Source organism: Citrobacter amalonaticus, assembly GCF_018323885.1.
Lineage (GTDB): Bacteria > Pseudomonadota > Gammaproteobacteria > Enterobacterales > Enterobacteriaceae > Citrobacter_A > Citrobacter_A amalonaticus.
Genome location: NZ_AP024585.1, coordinates 2,637,097 through 2,653,364 on the forward strand (window position 1 = coordinate 2,637,097; position 16,268 = coordinate 2,653,364).

Sequence of the window (16,268 nt, forward strand, 5' to 3'; positions counted from 1 at the left end):
TCTGGGGTGAAAGGCTTGCCTGCATTCAGACTGACCGTTACTCTTTGTCGCTAACCATAAAAACATCATTTCAATAAATAAGGTAAGGGAAACCATAATGGAACTCTCATGGGGCCGCGCGCTCTGGCGCAACTTTTTAGGCCAGTCGCCAGACTGGTACAAGCTTGCGCTACTGATCTTCCTGATAGTTAATCCACTGATTTTCATCATCAACCCGTTTGTTGCGGGCTGGTTGTTGGTGGCGGAATTCATCTTCACGCTGGCGATGGCGCTGAAGTGTTATCCACTGCTACCGGGCGGTTTGTTAGCCATTGAAGCAGTTATCATCGGGATGACCAGCGCCGCGCATGTTCGCGAAGAGGTGGCAAACAATCTGGAAGTTTTACTGCTGCTGATGTTCATGGTCGCGGGCATCTATTTTATGAAGCAGCTGTTGCTGTTTATTTTTACCCGGCTGCTGCTGAGCATTCGTTCTAAAATGCTGCTGTCGCTGGCGTTTTGTGTGGCGGCGGCCTTCCTTTCCGCCTTCCTTGACGCACTGACCGTGGTAGCGGTAGTGATCAGCGTCGCCGTCGGGTTCTACGGCATTTATCACCGCGTGGCCTCTTCCCGCGGCGATGATAGCGACATCCTGGATGACAGTCACATTGATCAACACTACAAAACAGTGCTTGAGCAATTCCGCGGCTTTTTGCGCAGTCTGATGATGCATGCCGGGGTGGGTACCGCTCTGGGCGGCGTGATGACGATGGTGGGCGAGCCGCAGAACCTGATCATCGCCAAAGCCGCTGGCTGGCACTTTGGCGACTTCTTCCTGCGGATGTCGCCTGTTACCGTTCCGGTACTGATTTGCGGCCTGCTCACCTGTGTACTGGTTGAGAAACTGCGCTGGTTTGGCTATGGCGAAACACTGCCGGAAAAAGTGCGTGACGTCTTGCAGCAGTTTGACGATCAGAGCCGCCATCAGCGTTCACGTCAGGACAGAGTAAAACTGATTGTGCAGGCGATTATCGGCGTCTGGCTGGTGATTGCCCTGGCGCTGCATCTGGCGGAAGTGGGACTGATTGGCCTCTCCGTGATTATCCTCGCAACGTCGCTGACCGGCGTGACGGATGAACATGCCATTGGCAAGGCGTTCACCGAATCTCTGCCTTTCACCGCGCTGCTGACGGTCTTTTTCTCCATTGTCGCGGTGATTATCGACCAGCATCTCTTTTCGCCGATTATTCAGTACGTATTGCAAGCCTCAGAGCACGCGCAACTGACGCTGTTCTATCTCTTCAACGGCCTGCTCTCGTCGATCTCGGATAATGTTTTCGTCGGTACTATCTACATTAACGAGGCCAAAGCGGCCATGGAAAGTGGTGCGATCTCCCTGCAGCAATACGAGCTGTTAGCCGTTGCGATCAACACCGGGACAAACCTGCCATCCGTGGCGACGCCGAACGGTCAGGCGGCATTCCTGTTCCTGCTCACCTCCGCACTGGCACCGCTGATTCGCCTCTCCTATGGTCGGATGGTCTGGATGGCGCTGCCCTATACCATCGTGCTGACGCTGGTCGGCCTGCTGTGCGTCGAGTTTACCCTGACGCCAATGACCGAGTGGATGATGCAAACCGGTTGGTTAGCTACACTTTCATAACAACTGACCGGGCATTTCACTGCCCGGTTTGCCTTTTTGCGTGATATTTCTCCAATTACACAATATTTGAGTTTCTCCTGGTGGCGCGGTAATCGAATTGGTTTACACTGCCGTGTCTACGCATGTTGCAGGGAAATTATTATGTTGCGATATTTGAACCAGTGCTCACGGGGTCGGGGCGCGTGGTTATTGATGGCTTTTACTGCCTTAGCGCTTGAACTGGTCGCGCTGTGGTTTCAGCACGTTATGCTGCTTAAGCCGTGCGTACTGTGCATCTACGAACGCTGTGCGCTGTTTGGCGTCATGGGGGCCGGTCTGGTTGGGGCTATTGCGCCTAAAACACCGTTGCGCTATGTGGCGTTGATTATCTGGATCTACAGTGCCTGGCGTGGGGTTCAACTGACATGGGAACATACCATGATCCAGTTACACCCTTCCCCGTTCATGACCTGTGATTTCATGGCTCGCTTCCCTGCCTGGTTGCCACTGGACAAATGGTTACCACAGGTGTTTGTCGCCTCTGGTGATTGCGCCGAGCGTCAGTGGGAATTTTTATCTCTGGAAATGCCGCAATGGCTATTAGGCATTTTCGTTGCCTATCTGGTCGTCGCGGTTCTGGTGCTGATTGCTCAGCCGCTTAAACCGAAAAGACGCGATCTGTTCGGTCGTTAATCTCAGACGCTCCCAGCCGGGAGCGTGAGAGTGATGACAAACATCATCCCGATACCGGACAAGCAAAGATCACCTCATTAAAAACCCGGAAAATTAATTCATTGATTTTCGGCTGATAACCACAAAGAAGGAAAAACCACGTTTTTTCCTTCTTTGTCAGCAGTCTGACGCTCCCAACCGGGAGCGTTTTTTTTGCCGTTAGCCTGAAATCAGACCAGGCGGTTTAGTCCGCCCATGACGGTTTGTTGAGAATATGGTCCTGCCAGTCATGGACTTCTGACTCTCTTACCGCAATGTGACGCACCGAAATTCGCTCGCCGTGCATTGCCGCTTTCGACCCCGTCAGCAGCGGGTGCCATTCAGGCAGTCCTTTCCCTTCCGCCAGCAGACGATAGGCGCAGGTCATCGGCAACCATTCAAAGGTGGGCAGGTTATCACGCGTTAGCTTGATACAGTCAGGCTCGTACTCGAACCGACGTTCGTAATTGCGACACTGGCAGGTTTTGATGTTGAGCTGGCGGCAGGCGACGTTGGTGAAATAAATCTCGTCGGTATCCTCGTCCATCAGCTTATGCAGGCAGCACTGACCGCAGCCATCACATAACGACTCCCATTCGGCATCGGTCATTTCATCCAGGGTTTTACGTTGCCAGAAAGGTAAATCGCTCATCAGGGTATCCGCCATTGCTATAAAGCTGCACCTTATAACCAGTCTGGCACGTTGATGCAAGTTTTGCCGCCTAAAAAGGCGGCAAGCAGGCATTACAGGACACGGGTTGTCAGGGAGTGACCGTTAAAATTGACCACCAGCTCGTCGCCGCTGGCGAGCGGTCCGACGCCTTCCGGGGTGCCGGTCAGCACGACGTCACCCGCTTTGAGGGTAAAGAATTTGCTCATGTAGGCGATTAAGGGGACGATTTTATGGATCATATCCGCCGTTGTACCCTGCTGGCGAACTACGCCATTGACCGTCAGCCCCAGTGGCGTCGCCTGCGGATCGCCGTTAAATTCTGCGACCGGAATGAATCCGGATAACGGGCATGAATTATCAAATCCTTTTGCCTTCTCCCAGGGCTGCCCGGCCTTCTTCATTTTGCCCTGGATATCACGCAGCGTCAGATCGAGCGCCACGCCATATCCAGCGATAGCCTTACGAACATGCTCTTCGGTCGCCTGACGCAGCGTCGCGCCGATCAATACCGCCAGTTCGACTTCATGGTGCACCGAGCCCATATCCGTCGGAATGACCAGCGGCTGGCGCAAATCACACAGGGCGGTTTCCGGCTTGATAAACAGCACCGGCTCATCCGGCGTGACGCTGCCCATTTCCTTGATGTGGTTGGCGTAGTTGCTCCCCACGCACACCACTTTGCTTACCGGGTAGTCAAGCAGCGCACCCTGCCAGTTATGATGTTGATACATTCATTTTCCCCTAATTTGTCATCGTTGACTTCAGGAATGGCACCGACAGGTATGACGCCGGGTACCGTTTATTTATCGGTTTCTGGATTGTTTTGTGAGGCGTTGAAACGATGTTGCTTCAATAAATCTTCGGGTGGCGGAGGCAGTTGTAAATAATATCCCTGCTCCGTTAAGGCTTGTTTTACTTTATCCAGCGAGGCGTTGACTAACTTTTTGCTACCATCTAACGGCAATATCATTGCCAGCTGTGGTTGACCAAATCCTTTCATCAGTTCTTCAGGCACACGTGAGAAATCGTCTTTTTTTTCGACATACAAATAGGTCTGGTCACGCTTAGCACTTCTGTAGATCACACAAAACATACATTTTACTCTGAATTAAACGGATGGCGACTTGCCTCAATATAATAGTGACTATAACATGCCTTCTGGACTTCGGAATATCACTCCACATCGGGGATGATAAATAGCAAATTGAGTAAGGCCAGGATGTCAAACACGCTCATCGAACTTAAAGGCAGTAGCTTCACCTTATCAGTGGTTCATTTACATGAAGCAGAACCCGAGGTTATTCGTCAGGCGTTAGAAGACAAAATCGCTCAGGCTCCTGCTTTTTTAAAACATGCTCCTGTGGTAGTGAATGTCAGTAGCCTTGATGCGCCGGTAAACTGGCCGCAGTTGCAGAAGGTGGTGGCGTCGACGGGATTGCGTATTGTTGGCGTCAGCGGTTGTAAAGATGCCCGGCTCAAAGCTGAAATCGACAAAATGGGCCTTCCTTTACTCACTGAAGGTAAAGAGAAAATGGCGCGTTCCGCTCCGGCTGACCCCGTTGCTCCCGCCGCTGTAGTGCAAAACGCTACTCCCGTCACAAAAACGCGATTTATTGATATACCCGTTCGTTCCGGTCAACGCATTTATGCACCACAATGTGATCTGATTGTTACAAGTCACGTCAGTGCTGGCGCTGAGCTGATCGCCGATGGCAATATTCATGTCTATGGCATGATGAGAGGCCGCGCGCTGGCAGGGGCAAGTGGTGACCGGGATGCGCAAATTTTTTGTACCCATCTGACGGCAGAACTGGTGTCTATCGCAGGTGTTTACTGGCTGAGTGATAAAATCCCAGCAGAATTTTATGGCAAAGCGGCACGTCTGCAGTTAGCAGATAACGCTTTGACAGTTCAACCGTTGAATTGATCCCTTTTTAACAAGGAATTTCTATGGCACGCATTATTGTAGTTACTTCGGGTAAAGGGGGCGTTGGCAAGACCACCTCCAGCGCGGCCATCGCTACTGGTTTGGCCCAGAAGGGAAAGAAAACTGTCGTTATTGATTTTGATATCGGCCTGCGTAACCTCGATCTGATCATGGGGTGTGAGCGTCGGGTTGTTTATGATTTCGTCAACGTCATTCAGGGTGATGCTTCACTCAATCAGGCGCTCATCAAGGACAAGCGCACTGAGAATCTCTTTATTCTTCCGGCCTCTCAGACGCGCGATAAAGACGCATTAACCCGTGAAGGCGTGGCAAAGGTTCTCGACGATCTGAAAGCAATGGATTTCGAGTTTATCGTTTGCGACTCCCCTGCGGGGATTGAAACTGGCGCGCTGATGGCGCTCTATTTCGCTGACGAAGCGATTATCACCACCAACCCGGAAGTCTCCTCGGTACGCGACTCTGACCGTATCCTGGGTATCCTGGCGTCTAAATCGCGCCGTGCCGAAAACGGTGAAGATCCGATTAAAGAACATCTGCTGTTGACGCGCTACAACCCAGGCCGTGTTAACCGTGGCGACATGCTCAGTATGGAAGATGTGCTGGAGATCCTGCGCATTAAACTCGTCGGAGTTATCCCGGAAGATCAGTCTGTTCTGCGCGCCTCTAACCAGGGCGAACCGGTCATTCTGGACATCAATGCAGACGCAGGTAAAGCGTATGCCGATACGGTAGATCGTCTGTTGGGAGAAGAACGTCCTTTCCGCTTCATTGACGAAGAGAAGAAAGGTTTCCTCAAACGCCTGTTCGGAGGATAAGTTATGGCATTACTGGATTTTTTTCTCTCGCGGAAAAAGAGTACAGCGAACATCGCGAAAGAGCGATTGCAGATTATCGTTGCTGAGCGTCGTCGTAGTGACGCTGAGCCGCATTATTTACCGCAGTTGCGTAAAGATATTCTTGAGGTCATTTGTAAGTATGTACAAATTGATCCGGAAATGGTCACCGTTCAGCTTGAACAAAAGGACGGCGATATTTCCATTCTCGAACTTAACGTTACATTGCCGGAAGCTGAAGAGTTGAAATAAACGCTCTTCTCAGATAATTTCTGATAAAAAAAGGCAGAGCAATCTGCCTTTTTTATTATCAGCCATTTTTCTGTTGCGGCAACACGATGCCTGAAATATGGCATCACTTATCCACGAGCGATAACTGTTCGGCTATTTTTGCTTTTGCATAGCAGACAAAGCGCGAAACAGCGGGCATTATCGCTGCCCAGTCAACACTTACCTGTCCCAGATAGTCGAGCCGCGCGGCTGCAAGTAGAGAAGCGTGCTCGTCCGGGAGATAAGGCATTAACCAGTCTGCCGCGCTGTCTTTCGCGGTAAAACCGCCTGTCGCCACGCTGTACCAGATGCGCGCCAGGGTCAACACGATATTGCGCTCGTCGCCCTGTAAATCACCATTGTCCTGCCAGAGCGTCAGCGTCTGACGGAATGTCTCCCGAATGTCGTTTTCCGGGACCGGCTCAAAAAGCAAATCCGCACGCTCGCCGGTTAAAGCCATGCTGGCACTACGCGCCTGAGTCAATAAAATCGCCAGATCGCTATCCTGCTGTGCGGGTTCATACTTCCCGGCGTGAATATCCTCGCGCAACCACTCGCCAAACTGCATTTCCCGTCGGGGAGGAAAACGCCAGGGCACCACATCGGTATGCACCACAACCGTCACCTCAAGCGCCCGCCAGAGCGTCGACGTACCAGGCCAGGCTGACACCGACAGGAGTTCCTGCATCAGCGCTTCTCGCTGTGCCGTCGTCAGCGGCACACGCGTGGTGACCAGCAAATCAATGTCGCTGTAAGGTTTTAACCCACCTTCAACGGCAGATCCGTACAGGTGAATGGCCAACAGATCCTCTTCAAAGATCCGTTCAATGATGGCCGTCGCCTTTTCCAGTTGTTTCCGAAGGGTATCCGGAATCTTCAATGTCATCGCCTCACCGTCATCATGTCAGGTGCCACCTTAGCGCGACAGGAAGCCCGCTGACAAGCAACGGGCTGAGCCTGAATTTAGTGGTGCAGCATTTCGTCTACCACGGCCTGCGCCTTGAGTTGATAAGGATAGTAGGTTGGCCAGTTATCCATCTCTTCCAGTAGCGCCTGCTGTGAGGTATTGCCCATAAAAATATGGAAGTGGTTCGACGCCCGCGGCGCAATAATATGATCGCTGAACTGCACAAACTTCGGCGCTTTACTGTTTGCGTCTTTGCATTCAAACAGATAACGCACCCCTTTTTTACCTGAGGTGTAGGTCAGGATCTTGTACCCGGCATAGTCATACTGACAGGAGGCCACCTGCTTACCGGTATGAAACTCCATCACGCCATTTTCGATACCAATGGTGTCGACTTCCGTCGCATAGCCTTTCCGGTAATAGGCTTTCACCTCTTCCGCCGTTTTCCCCTTATCCTTTGCCGCCTTCTGTTTGAAAACCGGATCCAGCTCACCGCTGACCAGATAAGGATAAACGGATTGCCACATGCCATCCCAGTCGGTAAGCGCCCTGTCCTTAACATTGCTATCCGCAAATTCGCCTTCCGCTGCTTTCTGTTCCATCTCCGTCAACGGCACACCATGCGCGTGATCGCCATGGGCGAAGGCATAACTGCTGAACCACAACATTCCCAGAGAAACAGATAATTTTTTCCAATGAATAGCCAACGTCGTACCCTCAATCAAATGAACAAGATGAAATGTTATATTATAACAATAAAATTTATTCAACACTGTTGCGCGTAAATGAAGGAAACTTGATCTGGTCACTTTTTATGCAAAAACCAGATTCGATATACTGAAACCGGAGACAAAAAACAGGAGGTAATGACTATGTATCGTTCTGTTCTGGTGCCCATTGATATCTCAGAAGCCGATCTCACCCGGCAGCTTATTCCTCAGGTCAAAATCCACGCCAAAACGGCAAAAGTCCATTTTCTGTCAGTCATTCCCTCAGTCCCCTTTTATGCATCCCTGGGGCTCGCCTACTCTGGCGAACTCCCGGATAAAAATGGACTGCAGACGAAGGCATTACAAAAACTCAACGAGATTGTGAAGCAATTCGATATCCCTGAAGGACGGGTACAGACGCATGTGGTATACGGCCCCCCGAAGGATCAGATCCTGAAGCTGGCGGATACCGTCAGTGCTGACCTGGTGATCATCGCGTCACACCAGCCCGGTATTTCAACATATCTGTTAGGTTCTACCGCCGCCGCCGTTGTGCGTCACGCGCACTGTCCGGTGCTGGTCGTTCGCTGAGCCGCAAACGGGAGCCTGCGGGCTCCCGTTTATGCCATTTTAACGATCCAGTCGCGGAAGATTTCCATCGCGGGCGTCATCGGTTTCGACTTCAGATGGGTGAGCCAGTAACCGCCCATTTGGATCTCAATGTCAAAGGGGCGAACGAGTTGTCCGGCCGCCAGTTCTCTGGCAAACATCACTGCCGGAACCAGTGCCGCACCGCCGGTATGGATAACCGTTTCAACCATCAGACGTGAGGAGTCAAAAACGGCACCATTGATCCGCTCTGCCGTCACGCCTGCTGCAGCAAACCAGTTATCCCACTCATCTACCCGATATGAACGCAGAAGATTCTCTTGCAAGAGATCGGCTGGCCGCCTGAGCCGTTGGGCCGTTTCTGGCGTGCACAGGACAGTCAGCGGAGCCTCAAACAGCATTTCGTTATGGGTGGCGGGCCACAAGCCATTGCCAAAGCGGATGGCAAAATCCAGTCCCTCAGCCGCCAGATTCACAACGTTATTATTTGTACGCAGGCGTAACTCAACGAACGGATGCGCCTGCCGGAATTGTTCAATGCGCGGCAGTAACCAGCCAACGGCAAAGGTACCGACTGCAGCAACCGTGAGCACTTCACGATATTCCCCACCCTCAAACTGACGAAAAATGGTGTCGATTTGACCAAAGGCGTCGGTCAGGACGGCAAACAGTGCCTGCGCCTCATCCGTCATCTCCAGCCCTCTGGGCAGACGTTTAAACAGCACTCTGTTCAGGCGATCTTCCAGGATACGTACCTGCTGGCTGACGGCGGCCTGCGTGACACAAAGTTCCAGTGCCGCACGAGTAAAACTCAAATGGCGAGCCGAAGCCTCAAAGGCCCGTAGGGCATTAAGCGGAAGATTAGAGCGCATAATAAAGACTCATAAGATTTTCTTTATCCCAGGGTAAATTCTTCTCGCTTGTTAAGCAAGCGCAGAGAGCGGATAGTTCTGGCATCGCAAACACATCATGCGCCTTTAATTCTCTTTCTTCTTTTGTCTGTTTGAGCGGAAAAATAAAGTGCGTGCATTGATCAATTTACTGATTATCAAGGATGTTATTTATGTTTAAAAAACGAGGTCATCAGACGGTACTTATTGCCGCCGTGCTCGCTTTCTTTACTGCCAGTTCACCGCTTTTGGCTCGCACGCAGGGGGATCCCGCACAGGTCCAAGAAAAGCTGGCAGCATTAGAAAAACAATCGGGTGGTCGACTGGGCGTTGCGCTGATTAATACCGCCGATCGTTCGCAAATTCTTTATCGCGGTGATGAGCGCTTTGCCATGTGCAGCACCAGTAAGACGATGGTCGCTGCCGCGGTATTAAAACAGAGTGAAACTCAGCACGATATTTTGCAGCAGAAAATGGTCATCAAAAAAGCCGATCTGACAAACTGGAATCCGGTGACGGAAAAATATGTCGATAAAGAGATGACATTAGCGGAGCTAAGCGCTGCCACGCTGCAATACAGCGATAATACGGCAATGAATAAATTACTTGAGCACCTGGGCGGTACCAGTAACGTCACGGCTTTTGCCCGCTCAATTGGCGACACGACGTTTCGTCTGGACCGGAAAGAACCCGAGCTGAACACCGCCATCCCTGGCGATGAGCGCGACACGACCTCGCCGCTAGCGATGGCGAAAAGCCTGCACAAACTGACGCTGGGCGATGCGCTGGCTGGCGCACAGCGTGCACAGCTTGTCGAATGGTTGAAAGGCAATACGACCGGCGGTCAGAGCATTCGTGCCGGACTCCCTGAAGGGTGGGTGGTTGGCGATAAAACCGGAGGCGGTGATTACGGCACAACCAATGATATCGCGGTGATCTGGCCCGAAGATCGTGCGCCGCTGATCCTCGTCACCTACTTTACACAGCCACAGCAGGACGCCAAAGGGCGTAAAGATATTCTGGCCGCCGCTGCAAAGATTGTGACGGAAGGGCTTTGAGCCCGGCGGGTAAGCGAAGAAAGCAAAAAGGCCCAGACAGATGTCTGGGCCTTCAAATTTGGGCCGCCATCGAGGCCTCGAACCCCGTTCCCTACAACAAAAGTCGTTCGCTCTTCCAGATGAGCTAATGGCGGTCTGCCGGTTTTTATTTCCGATTGAGAATCTACTCATTATCAGAACCGGGCGAGATAATACATAACTCAAATTACCCCTGCAATAGGTGTGGATGACTTTCCCTTATTATTACCGTTCGTTTGCTCATTATTCATGCTGGGCAATATATAAGAGATGATATATCGCACACCGGCGAATTCACCCGGACTGGCGCGCATAGAGGTAGGCTGTCGCCCGTGACACCCCTAAATGCTGTGCCACCGTATCCATGGATTTACGCACATTCAGCAATCCCTCTTTGCGTAACTGTTGGATCAGAACCTTTCTGTCTTCCGTTTTAAGCGCGCGCGCCGTGGTGGCGCGTTTCGCGGCAAAGTCATCGATGCGCTGGCGAATGACTTCAGTGCTCCCGGGGTCAAGATGTTCACGCACCGGTGAACTCTCTGTTTCGGTAAAACGCGCCAGCGCGCTTTGCATCCCCCGGAAAAGCGTCATATCGACATTAAGGCATAATGCGGCGACGTAATTACCCTTTTCATCCTTAATGCCAATAGACGTACTCTTTACCGGACGGCCATCAGCAAACTGATTGCCGTAGTTCGCAATAATTTCAGGAAAATCCGGAGAGGCAATCCTTGCCAGCCCGAGTTCCGTCGCCGGTTGTCCCGCCTCACGACCGGATAAATTATTATGTATCGACATAATCGCATGCTCAGGATCCTTGAGGTCATGAACAACCACTTCGCAAAAAGGAGAAAACGTTTCGCTTAATCCCTTCGCGATAGTGTCAAGTTGGCTGAGAAGCGAATTCTCGTCGTTTTTTGGCATGCCGGTCTCCCACAGTGATGCCCGTTGTCATTATTGCTATCCGTTTACAGCCTCACGAAACGGATTTCCCGGCCAGAAACTCACCGTAGCGCGCGATATCCACATTGCCGCCGCTGATGATAATGCCGACTTTTTTCCCGCTGAGTTCTGCTTTTCTCGCCCTTGCCGCTGCAAAGCCAAGACAGCCCGTGGGTTCTGCGACGACTTTCATACGCTCGGCCATAAACCTCATCGAAGCAATTAATTCATCGTCTGAAACGGTCAGAATATCATTGACGTATTTTTGAATCAGAGGGAACGTATAGTGCCCCAGATGTTGCGTCTGTGCACCATCAGCAATCGTTTTTGGCGTATCGATGTGAACGATTTTTCCGCTTCGAAAAGACTGCTGTCCGTCGTTACCGGCTTCAGGCTCCACGCCATAAATTATGCAATCTGGCGAAAGTTGCCGGGCGGCCAGTGCTGAACCTGAAAGTAAACCACCGCCCCCCAGACAGACAAAAAGAACATCCAGCGGACCAACCTCTTCAATTAACTCTTTGGTGGCCGTGCCCTGACCGGCGATAACATGCGGATGATCGTAGGGAGGGATGAGCGTCAGTCCCTGTTTCTCAGCCAGTTCACGGCCAATCTGTTCACGATCTTCCGTATAGCGATCGTACATAACAACATTGCCACCATACCCTTTGGTTGCCGCTACTTTCGCGGCTGGCGCATCATGAGGCATGATGATTGTCGCCGGAATACCCAGCAATTTAGCTGACAGCGCTATCGCCTGAGCATGGTTTCCGGAAGAAAATGTCACCACGCCAGCAGCACGTTGTTCCGGCGTAAACTGGCGTAATGCATTCATCGCCCCACGAAACTTAAAGGCTCCCATACGCTGTAGGTTTTCACATTTAAAGAAAACGTCAGCGCCAAATTCCGCATTGACGGTCCGGGAGGTCATCACCGGCGTCTTGTTTGCATATCCTTCAATACGCCCTGCGGCGGCGGCAACCTCAGCATATTCCGGGAGTGTAATCTCAACCATTTTTTCACCTGTATAGCGTTAAGCGTCGGGCTTATTGCGCCAGCGCGAGTGCTTCTACTTCTAAGGCAGAACCATAATGCAGTTCTGCCACCCCAGCAACGACACGAGATGGACGGAAATCGCCAATCCATTCGGCGTAAATGTCGTTAAACGTCGGCCATTGGTTGATATCTGTCACATAGACACGTACGGAAACCAGATGCTGACGGGAGACACCGGCCCCCTTCAGACAGGCATCGACATTTTCCAGAACTTGTCTGGTCTGTTCCTCAAAAGACGCCCCCGCCTTTTTCTCACCATGCGGGGTGATTGGCAGTTGCCCTGAGATAAAAACAAATCCCCCTGCTGTCACGCTCGCCGAGTAGTGTCCAGCGGGAGGAAGCCCATGGGATGTTGTGTTCAATGTGATATCCGGGTGCATGTGCATCTCTCCTGCGTTCCATAGCTAATACATAATGTATTAATTTATACTTTTTGTATAGGTCGTTTATACACCACATTGCGCTGTGCGACTACCCCTTGTTTTGACGTCCGCCGTTTCCGCTCCTCGCTTATGTGACAGAGATCGCGGTTATGATTTGCGTCAGAAAATCAAAAGGTTCGATAATGGCCTCAATCGATATAGTGAATCCGAATGGGATGCAGAGTGATGAAATTAACCATACTGGTAGATAACAATACTTACATTGACAGGTATTTGACCGGAGAACCTGGCGTTTGCTATTACATTGAATGCTCAGGCTTAAAACTTCTTTTTGACGTTGGCTATTCTGATATTTTTTTAAAAAATGCACAGATCCTGGATATCGATCTTACGCACATTGATAAAATTGTATTATCACATGGACATAACGATCACACCTGGGGGTTAAACCATTTATTCCAGCATTACGACAGACTTCCATCATCTCCAGCAAAGAAAGTCGATATCATCGCCCACCCCGCCGCATTTACGCCTAAATTTTATGAGTCGAAACCCATTGGGATGAACCATAATGCCCTTTGTTTTGATTACTTCTTTAATATCGTCAGTTCCACACAACCCCTGAAATTATCCGAAGACATCACTTTTTTAGGGCAAATCCCCCGCCTTAACCATTTTGAAGCGCAAAATCCGGTAGGCCACACACATAATCATGATGGTGAGTTAACGGCTGATTACGTGATTGATGATAGTGCAATGGCAATTAAGACAAAGGATGGACTGGTGATTGTCACCGGATGTTCTCACGCCGGGATTTGTAATATTATTGAGCACGCAAAATCAGTCACTGGAGAATCGAAAATTGCTTCCGTTATAGGCGGCTTTCATCTCCTTAATGCTGATGAATCCTTACTCTCGGAAACCGGGAAATATCTTAGCGCATTGTCGGCTACTACGCTTTATCCCAGCCATTGCACCGATCTTGCCGCAAAAATCCATCTGTCCCGTTATGTGGATCTCAAAGAAACGGGCGTGGGACTCACGCTGACTTTCCCCATGTAGGAGCAGATTATGTGAAGGGAGACCGTGTTTTCTGTCTCCCGATGATTCATACCTGCAGCGACGATCACCTGACCACCAGCAGATCGGAAAAACGCGTGGTGTAGCGCGGAGAAAGCATCTGCCGTCTTAACTGCCATGGTGGCTGAATCCCCTGCCCGACAAAGTACAGCGTTCCTCTTCCCTGTTTGGCATTGAGCGTATCCAGAACTTCCATCAACTTCTCGCTGCCGGGACGCGGTGCGTTATCATCGAACAGATTGAGTTGCGCCACGCCCTGACTGAAAAAATCACCGAGCATGACTCCAGCCTTCTGATAACGATGCCCCTCTTTCCAGATAGCGTCCAGGCATCGCGTGGCTGCGCTGATGATGTCCCGGCTGTCCTGCGTCGGTGTCAGCAGTTTTACGGACGCGCTATTGCCGTACCAGGTTTCATTCGGCGCAAACGGCGACGTTTTCACAAATGTCGAAATGAACCGGCAATACTGATGCTCACTCCGGAGCTTCTCCGCCGCGCGCGTCGCATAAGCACAAATCGCCTGGCGCATCTGTTCGTATTCCGTAATGCGCTCGCCGAATGAGCGACTAAAAACGATCTCCTGCTTCGCGGGCGCAAACTCCTCAAGCGCCAGGCAAGGCTCACCGCGTAACTCTCGCACGGTTCTTTCCAGTACGACATTGAAGTGCTTTCGTATCACCGCGATGTGCGTATCCGCCAGATCGAGTACCGTTTCTATGCCCATCGCGGTCAGCTTTTTACTGATACGACGACCAACGCCCCACACCTCATCAACCGGCAGAGCCGCCATCAGTTTTCGCTGCCGTTCGAGATTCGACAGATCCACAACGCCACCCGTCTGCTGCGGCCACTTCTTCGCCGCGTGGTTGGCCAGCTTGGCCAGCGTTTTTGTCTGTGCAATCCCCACGCCGAGCGTCAGATGTGTCCGCTTTAAGACCGTGTCGCGGATCTCTTTGCCAAAATCCGTGAGATCCCGACAGTTTCGGACTCCCGTCAAATCGCAAAAGGCCTCATCGATACTGTAAATTTCAACGCGTGGTGATAGCGCTTCGAGCGTCGACATGACCCGATTGCTCATGTCACCGTAGAGTTCATAATTCGAACTGAAACACACCACCCCATGACGCCGGAACGCCTCTTTTTGCTTGAAATAGGGCGCTCCCATGACCACCCACGGTTTCGCTTCGGGACTACGGGAAATCACGCAACCATCGTTATTTGACAGCACAACAACCGGTTTGCCTTTCAGATCGGGCCGAAACACCGTCTCACAGGACGCATAAAATGAATTCACATCGCATAACGCAAACACGTCACACCCCATAGAAACTGTATTTATATACAGTATTATTTAAGATATTTTTTAACTTGCAAACAAAATTCTGGCGCTTTTTTAGTGGATTGTTCTGCCTGAAAACGTGGTCGGTTATCCACAGAAACGGTGCATAACCCTGTGGGTGAGTGACATGACGTTGTTAATCAGGTTTGTTCGCATGCCGTATCCCTACGTCAGCCGGATATCTCCGTTCCTCTCCGTAACAACGTAAACCGAAGTGGGTATGTCTGCTCACAAAACAGGCAGGTTAATGAGTAATTAACCTGCCTGCCATTGGGATACCACTTAAGGCCACCGGGGAATCACAAGGAAACCAGCCGTGTACGGTTTGCAACGCTAGGGGGACGAACAATACGCAGCAATAGTTAACTCACTGCCTTTACAATAAATGTCACGACGCCAAAAATCGCCAGGGCGTCCTCACTGCCGATGATGATGGGAGAATAGGCGCTGTTCATAGGGTTAAGCTGAACGGTAGGTCGTAACTGCAACCGCTTCACCGTGAATTCCCTCTCCACCGCCGCAATCACGATATCTCCGTGGCTGGCAGTACGTGAACTGTCCACCACCAGCAGATCGCCGTCGCCGATCCCCGCATCGATCATCGAGTCGCCAGCAGCCCTGACGAAATAAGTCGAACTGGGATGCTGAACAAGTAATTTGTTGAGATCGATACTCTGCTCAACGTAATCGGCCGCCGGACTGGGGAATCCGCACGGAACCCGATCGCTGAAAAGTGGAAAGGTAATGACTTCATGCCATTCCGCAGGTCTGTACAACGTCATAATGCACACCTTTAATACTGTTTTTATATACAGTAATTTCAACTCCGACAGGGATCAAGTCATTGGCAACACGCCGCTGCGCAAAGCGTCGCCACATTGTGCGTAACCATTTATTGATCCTACAAATATACGGTTTGTAAATTTTTGCGCTGAGTGACGACGTCCGCCGTTTCAGGACTGGTATAAGGGAGCATTTCCGGAAAGCAAAAAAAAACCGGCGATGACAGCCGGTTTCCTCTCTGCATAGCGTGACTTACCAGCCGCAGACGTCGTGCTCATTTTCCGTATCGTAGGAACGCACGGTATTGACGAGATCTTTCACCACTTCAGCGGCGACGTCAGGCACCAGTAAAGTCATTGGCGCTTCGGTTTCGTAATCGACAGAGACGCCATTACTGTTGTTCGTCACAGTGACGGTATAGGTTGCTTTGCCCATGA

General features: G+C 51.1%; 20 protein-coding genes and 1 tRNA gene. 8 read left to right on the forward strand and 13 right to left on the reverse strand.

Annotated elements, in window-relative coordinates; all coding sequences use genetic code 11:
* Positions 1-97 precede the first annotated feature (97 nt).
* Together nhaB and dsbB are read left to right on the forward strand one after the other, a co-directional pair.
* The gene (nhaB, locus tag KI228_RS12365) at positions 98-1,642 is read left to right on the forward strand and encodes a Na(+)/H(+) antiporter NhaB (protein WP_043000442.1); all 1,545 of its coding nucleotides are present in this window, start codon (positions 98-100) and stop codon (positions 1,640-1,642) included.
* A 141-nt stretch (positions 1,643-1,783) separates the two neighbouring features.
* Positions 1,784-2,314, forward strand: coding sequence for a disulfide bond formation protein DsbB (gene dsbB, locus KI228_RS12370; protein ID WP_043000441.1), 531 nt, complete (start codon positions 1,784-1,786; stop codon positions 2,312-2,314).
* Between the two features lie 223 nt (positions 2,315-2,537).
* On the opposite strand, the gene ycgN is transcribed toward dsbB, so the two are convergent.
* The 3 genes from ycgN to KI228_RS12385 all read right to left on the reverse strand — a co-directional run bounded on the left by ycgN (position 2,538) and on the right by KI228_RS12385 (position 4,098).
* Entirely contained in the window at positions 2,538-2,984 is a 447-nt protein-coding gene (gene ycgN, locus KI228_RS12375) for a cysteine cluster protein YcgN (protein WP_042318693.1), read from the reverse strand.
* Positions 2,985-3,076: 92 nt separating this feature from the next.
* Positions 3,077-3,736, reverse strand: coding sequence for a fumarylacetoacetate hydrolase family protein (locus KI228_RS12380; RefSeq protein WP_061070030.1), 660 nt, complete (start codon positions 3,734-3,736; stop codon positions 3,077-3,079).
* A gap of 68 nt (positions 3,737-3,804) precedes the next feature.
* A complete protein-coding gene (locus KI228_RS12385) occupies positions 3,805-4,098 on the reverse strand; it encodes a YcgL domain-containing protein (RefSeq protein ID WP_043000439.1) in 294 nt (97 codons plus the stop codon).
* A 126-nt stretch (positions 4,099-4,224) separates the two neighbouring features.
* Between KI228_RS12385 and minC the strand changes: the two genes are divergently transcribed.
* From minC to minE, 3 genes are read left to right on the forward strand one after another with little or no spacing between them, the layout of a single operon-like run.
* Complete coding sequence (gene minC, locus KI228_RS12390; RefSeq protein WP_061070029.1) at positions 4,225-4,932, forward strand: septum site-determining protein MinC; 708 nt, start codon at positions 4,225-4,227, stop codon at positions 4,930-4,932.
* A 23-nt stretch (positions 4,933-4,955) separates the two neighbouring features.
* Positions 4,956-5,768: a septum site-determining protein MinD gene (gene minD / locus KI228_RS12395; RefSeq protein ID WP_043000437.1), complete on the forward strand. Its 813-nt coding sequence runs from the start codon at positions 4,956-4,958 to the stop codon at positions 5,766-5,768.
* Positions 5,769-5,771: 3 nt separating this feature from the next.
* Complete coding sequence (gene minE / locus KI228_RS12400) at positions 5,772-6,038, forward strand: cell division topological specificity factor MinE (protein WP_043000436.1); 267 nt, start codon at positions 5,772-5,774, stop codon at positions 6,036-6,038.
* Positions 6,039-6,141: 103 nt separating this feature from the next.
* Here minE and ant(3'')-Ic read toward each other — a convergent pair whose 3' ends face one another.
* Positions 6,142-6,942 (reverse strand): aminoglycoside nucleotidyltransferase ANT(3'')-Ic, encoded by an 801-nt coding sequence (gene ant(3'')-Ic, locus KI228_RS12405; protein WP_141227543.1) that lies wholly within the window; start codon positions 6,940-6,942, stop codon positions 6,142-6,144.
* Between the two features lie 77 nt (positions 6,943-7,019).
* Positions 7,020-7,670 carry a metal-binding protein ZinT gene (gene zinT, locus KI228_RS12410; protein ID WP_043000434.1) on the reverse strand — a complete coding sequence of 217 codons (651 nt, stop codon included), beginning with the start codon at positions 7,668-7,670 and terminating at the stop codon, positions 7,020-7,022.
* Positions 7,671-7,835: 165 nt separating this feature from the next.
* On the opposite strand from zinT, the gene uspF reads away from it, so the two are divergent.
* Entirely contained in the window at positions 7,836-8,264 is a 429-nt protein-coding gene (gene uspF / locus KI228_RS12415; protein WP_043000433.1) for a universal stress protein UspF, read from the forward strand.
* 29 nt (positions 8,265-8,293) lie between these two features.
* On the opposite strand, the gene sedR is transcribed toward uspF, so the two are convergent.
* Positions 8,294-9,154 (reverse strand): beta-lactamase transcriptional regulator SedR, encoded by an 861-nt coding sequence (sedR, locus tag KI228_RS12420; protein ID WP_044327690.1) that lies wholly within the window; start codon positions 9,152-9,154, stop codon positions 8,294-8,296.
* Between the two features lie 191 nt (positions 9,155-9,345).
* Here sedR and cdiA point away from each other — a divergent pair, with 191 nt between their 5' ends.
* Positions 9,346-10,230, forward strand: coding sequence for a CdiA family class A beta-lactamase (gene cdiA / locus KI228_RS12425; protein WP_044263728.1), 885 nt, complete (start codon positions 9,346-9,348; stop codon positions 10,228-10,230).
* 59 nt (positions 10,231-10,289) lie between these two features.
* Here the strand turns inward: cdiA and KI228_RS12430 are convergent.
* From KI228_RS12430 to KI228_RS12445, 4 genes are all read right to left on the reverse strand, one after another.
* Positions 10,290-10,364 (reverse strand) — tRNA-OTHER (locus tag KI228_RS12430).
* A 178-nt stretch (positions 10,365-10,542) separates the two neighbouring features.
* Positions 10,543-11,172, reverse strand: a complete 630-nt coding sequence (locus tag KI228_RS12435) for a helix-turn-helix transcriptional regulator (RefSeq protein WP_043000430.1) — start codon at positions 11,170-11,172, stop codon at positions 10,543-10,545.
* A 52-nt stretch (positions 11,173-11,224) separates the two neighbouring features.
* On the reverse strand, positions 11,225-12,205 hold the full coding sequence (locus KI228_RS12440) for a threo-3-hydroxy-L-aspartate ammonia-lyase (protein ID WP_061070026.1): 981 nt from the start codon (positions 12,203-12,205) through the stop codon (positions 11,225-11,227).
* 31 nt (positions 12,206-12,236) lie between these two features.
* Complete coding sequence (locus tag KI228_RS12445) at positions 12,237-12,626, reverse strand: RidA family protein (RefSeq protein WP_043000428.1); 390 nt, start codon at positions 12,624-12,626, stop codon at positions 12,237-12,239.
* A gap of 228 nt (positions 12,627-12,854) precedes the next feature.
* Here KI228_RS12445 and KI228_RS12450 point away from each other — a divergent pair, with 228 nt between their 5' ends.
* Positions 12,855-13,691, forward strand: a complete 837-nt coding sequence (locus KI228_RS12450) for an MBL fold metallo-hydrolase (protein ID WP_044257654.1) — start codon at positions 12,855-12,857, stop codon at positions 13,689-13,691.
* A gap of 64 nt (positions 13,692-13,755) precedes the next feature.
* On the opposite strand, the gene KI228_RS12455 is transcribed toward KI228_RS12450, so the two are convergent.
* The 3 genes from KI228_RS12455 to KI228_RS12465 all read right to left on the reverse strand — a co-directional run bounded on the left by KI228_RS12455 (position 13,756) and on the right by KI228_RS12465 (position 16,266).
* Entirely contained in the window at positions 13,756-15,021 is a 1,266-nt protein-coding gene (locus KI228_RS12455; protein WP_044263724.1) for a Y-family DNA polymerase, read from the reverse strand.
* A 389-nt stretch (positions 15,022-15,410) separates the two neighbouring features.
* A complete protein-coding gene (locus KI228_RS12460) occupies positions 15,411-15,830 on the reverse strand; it encodes a translesion error-prone DNA polymerase V autoproteolytic subunit (protein WP_043000425.1) in 420 nt (139 codons plus the stop codon).
* 253 nt (positions 15,831-16,083) lie between these two features.
* Positions 16,084-16,266 carry a DUF1869 domain-containing protein gene (locus KI228_RS12465; protein WP_012132688.1) on the reverse strand — a complete coding sequence of 61 codons (183 nt, stop codon included), beginning with the start codon at positions 16,264-16,266 and terminating at the stop codon, positions 16,084-16,086.
* Positions 16,267-16,268: the final 2 nt, after the last annotated feature.

What these genes read in the sequence shown, in the direction of transcription:
- sedR (WP_044327690.1), bottom strand. Translation starts at nt 9,154, where the DNA reads ATGCGCTCTAATCTTCCGCTTAATGCCCTACGGGCCTTTGAGGCTTCG.
- nhaB (WP_043000442.1), top strand. Translation starts at nt 98, where the DNA reads ATGGAACTCTCATGGGGCCGCGCGCTCTGGCGCAACTTTTTAGGCCAG.
- KI228_RS12385 (WP_043000439.1), bottom strand. Translation starts at nt 4,098, where the DNA reads ATGTTTTGTGTGATCTACAGAAGTGCTAAGCGTGACCAGACCTATTTG.
- minC (WP_061070029.1), top strand. Translation starts at nt 4,225, where the DNA reads ATGTCAAACACGCTCATCGAACTTAAAGGCAGTAGCTTCACCTTATCA.
- KI228_RS12435 (WP_043000430.1), bottom strand. Translation starts at nt 11,172, where the DNA reads ATGCCAAAAAACGACGAGAATTCGCTTCTCAGCCAACTTGACACTATC.
- KI228_RS12380 (WP_061070030.1), bottom strand. Translation starts at nt 3,736, where the DNA reads ATGTATCAACATCATAACTGGCAGGGTGCGCTGCTTGACTACCCGGTA.
- minE (WP_043000436.1), top strand. Translation starts at nt 5,772, where the DNA reads ATGGCATTACTGGATTTTTTTCTCTCGCGGAAAAAGAGTACAGCGAAC.
- KI228_RS12465 (WP_012132688.1), bottom strand. Translation starts at nt 16,266, where the DNA reads ATGGGCAAAGCAACCTATACCGTCACTGTGACGAACAACAGTAATGGC.
- ycgN (WP_042318693.1), bottom strand. Translation starts at nt 2,984, where the DNA reads ATGAGCGATTTACCTTTCTGGCAACGTAAAACCCTGGATGAAATGACC.
- KI228_RS12440 (WP_061070026.1), bottom strand. Translation starts at nt 12,205, where the DNA reads ATGGTTGAGATTACACTCCCGGAATATGCTGAGGTTGCCGCCGCCGCA.
- KI228_RS12460 (WP_043000425.1), bottom strand. Translation starts at nt 15,830, where the DNA reads ATGACGTTGTACAGACCTGCGGAATGGCATGAAGTCATTACCTTTCCA.
- dsbB (WP_043000441.1), top strand. Translation starts at nt 1,784, where the DNA reads ATGTTGCGATATTTGAACCAGTGCTCACGGGGTCGGGGCGCGTGGTTA.
- minD (WP_043000437.1), top strand. Translation starts at nt 4,956, where the DNA reads ATGGCACGCATTATTGTAGTTACTTCGGGTAAAGGGGGCGTTGGCAAG.
- KI228_RS12445 (WP_043000428.1), bottom strand. Translation starts at nt 12,626, where the DNA reads ATGCACCCGGATATCACATTGAACACAACATCCCATGGGCTTCCTCCC.
- KI228_RS12450 (WP_044257654.1), top strand. Translation starts at nt 12,855, where the DNA reads ATGAAATTAACCATACTGGTAGATAACAATACTTACATTGACAGGTAT.
- cdiA (WP_044263728.1), top strand. Translation starts at nt 9,346, where the DNA reads ATGTTTAAAAAACGAGGTCATCAGACGGTACTTATTGCCGCCGTGCTC.
- uspF (WP_043000433.1), top strand. Translation starts at nt 7,836, where the DNA reads ATGTATCGTTCTGTTCTGGTGCCCATTGATATCTCAGAAGCCGATCTC.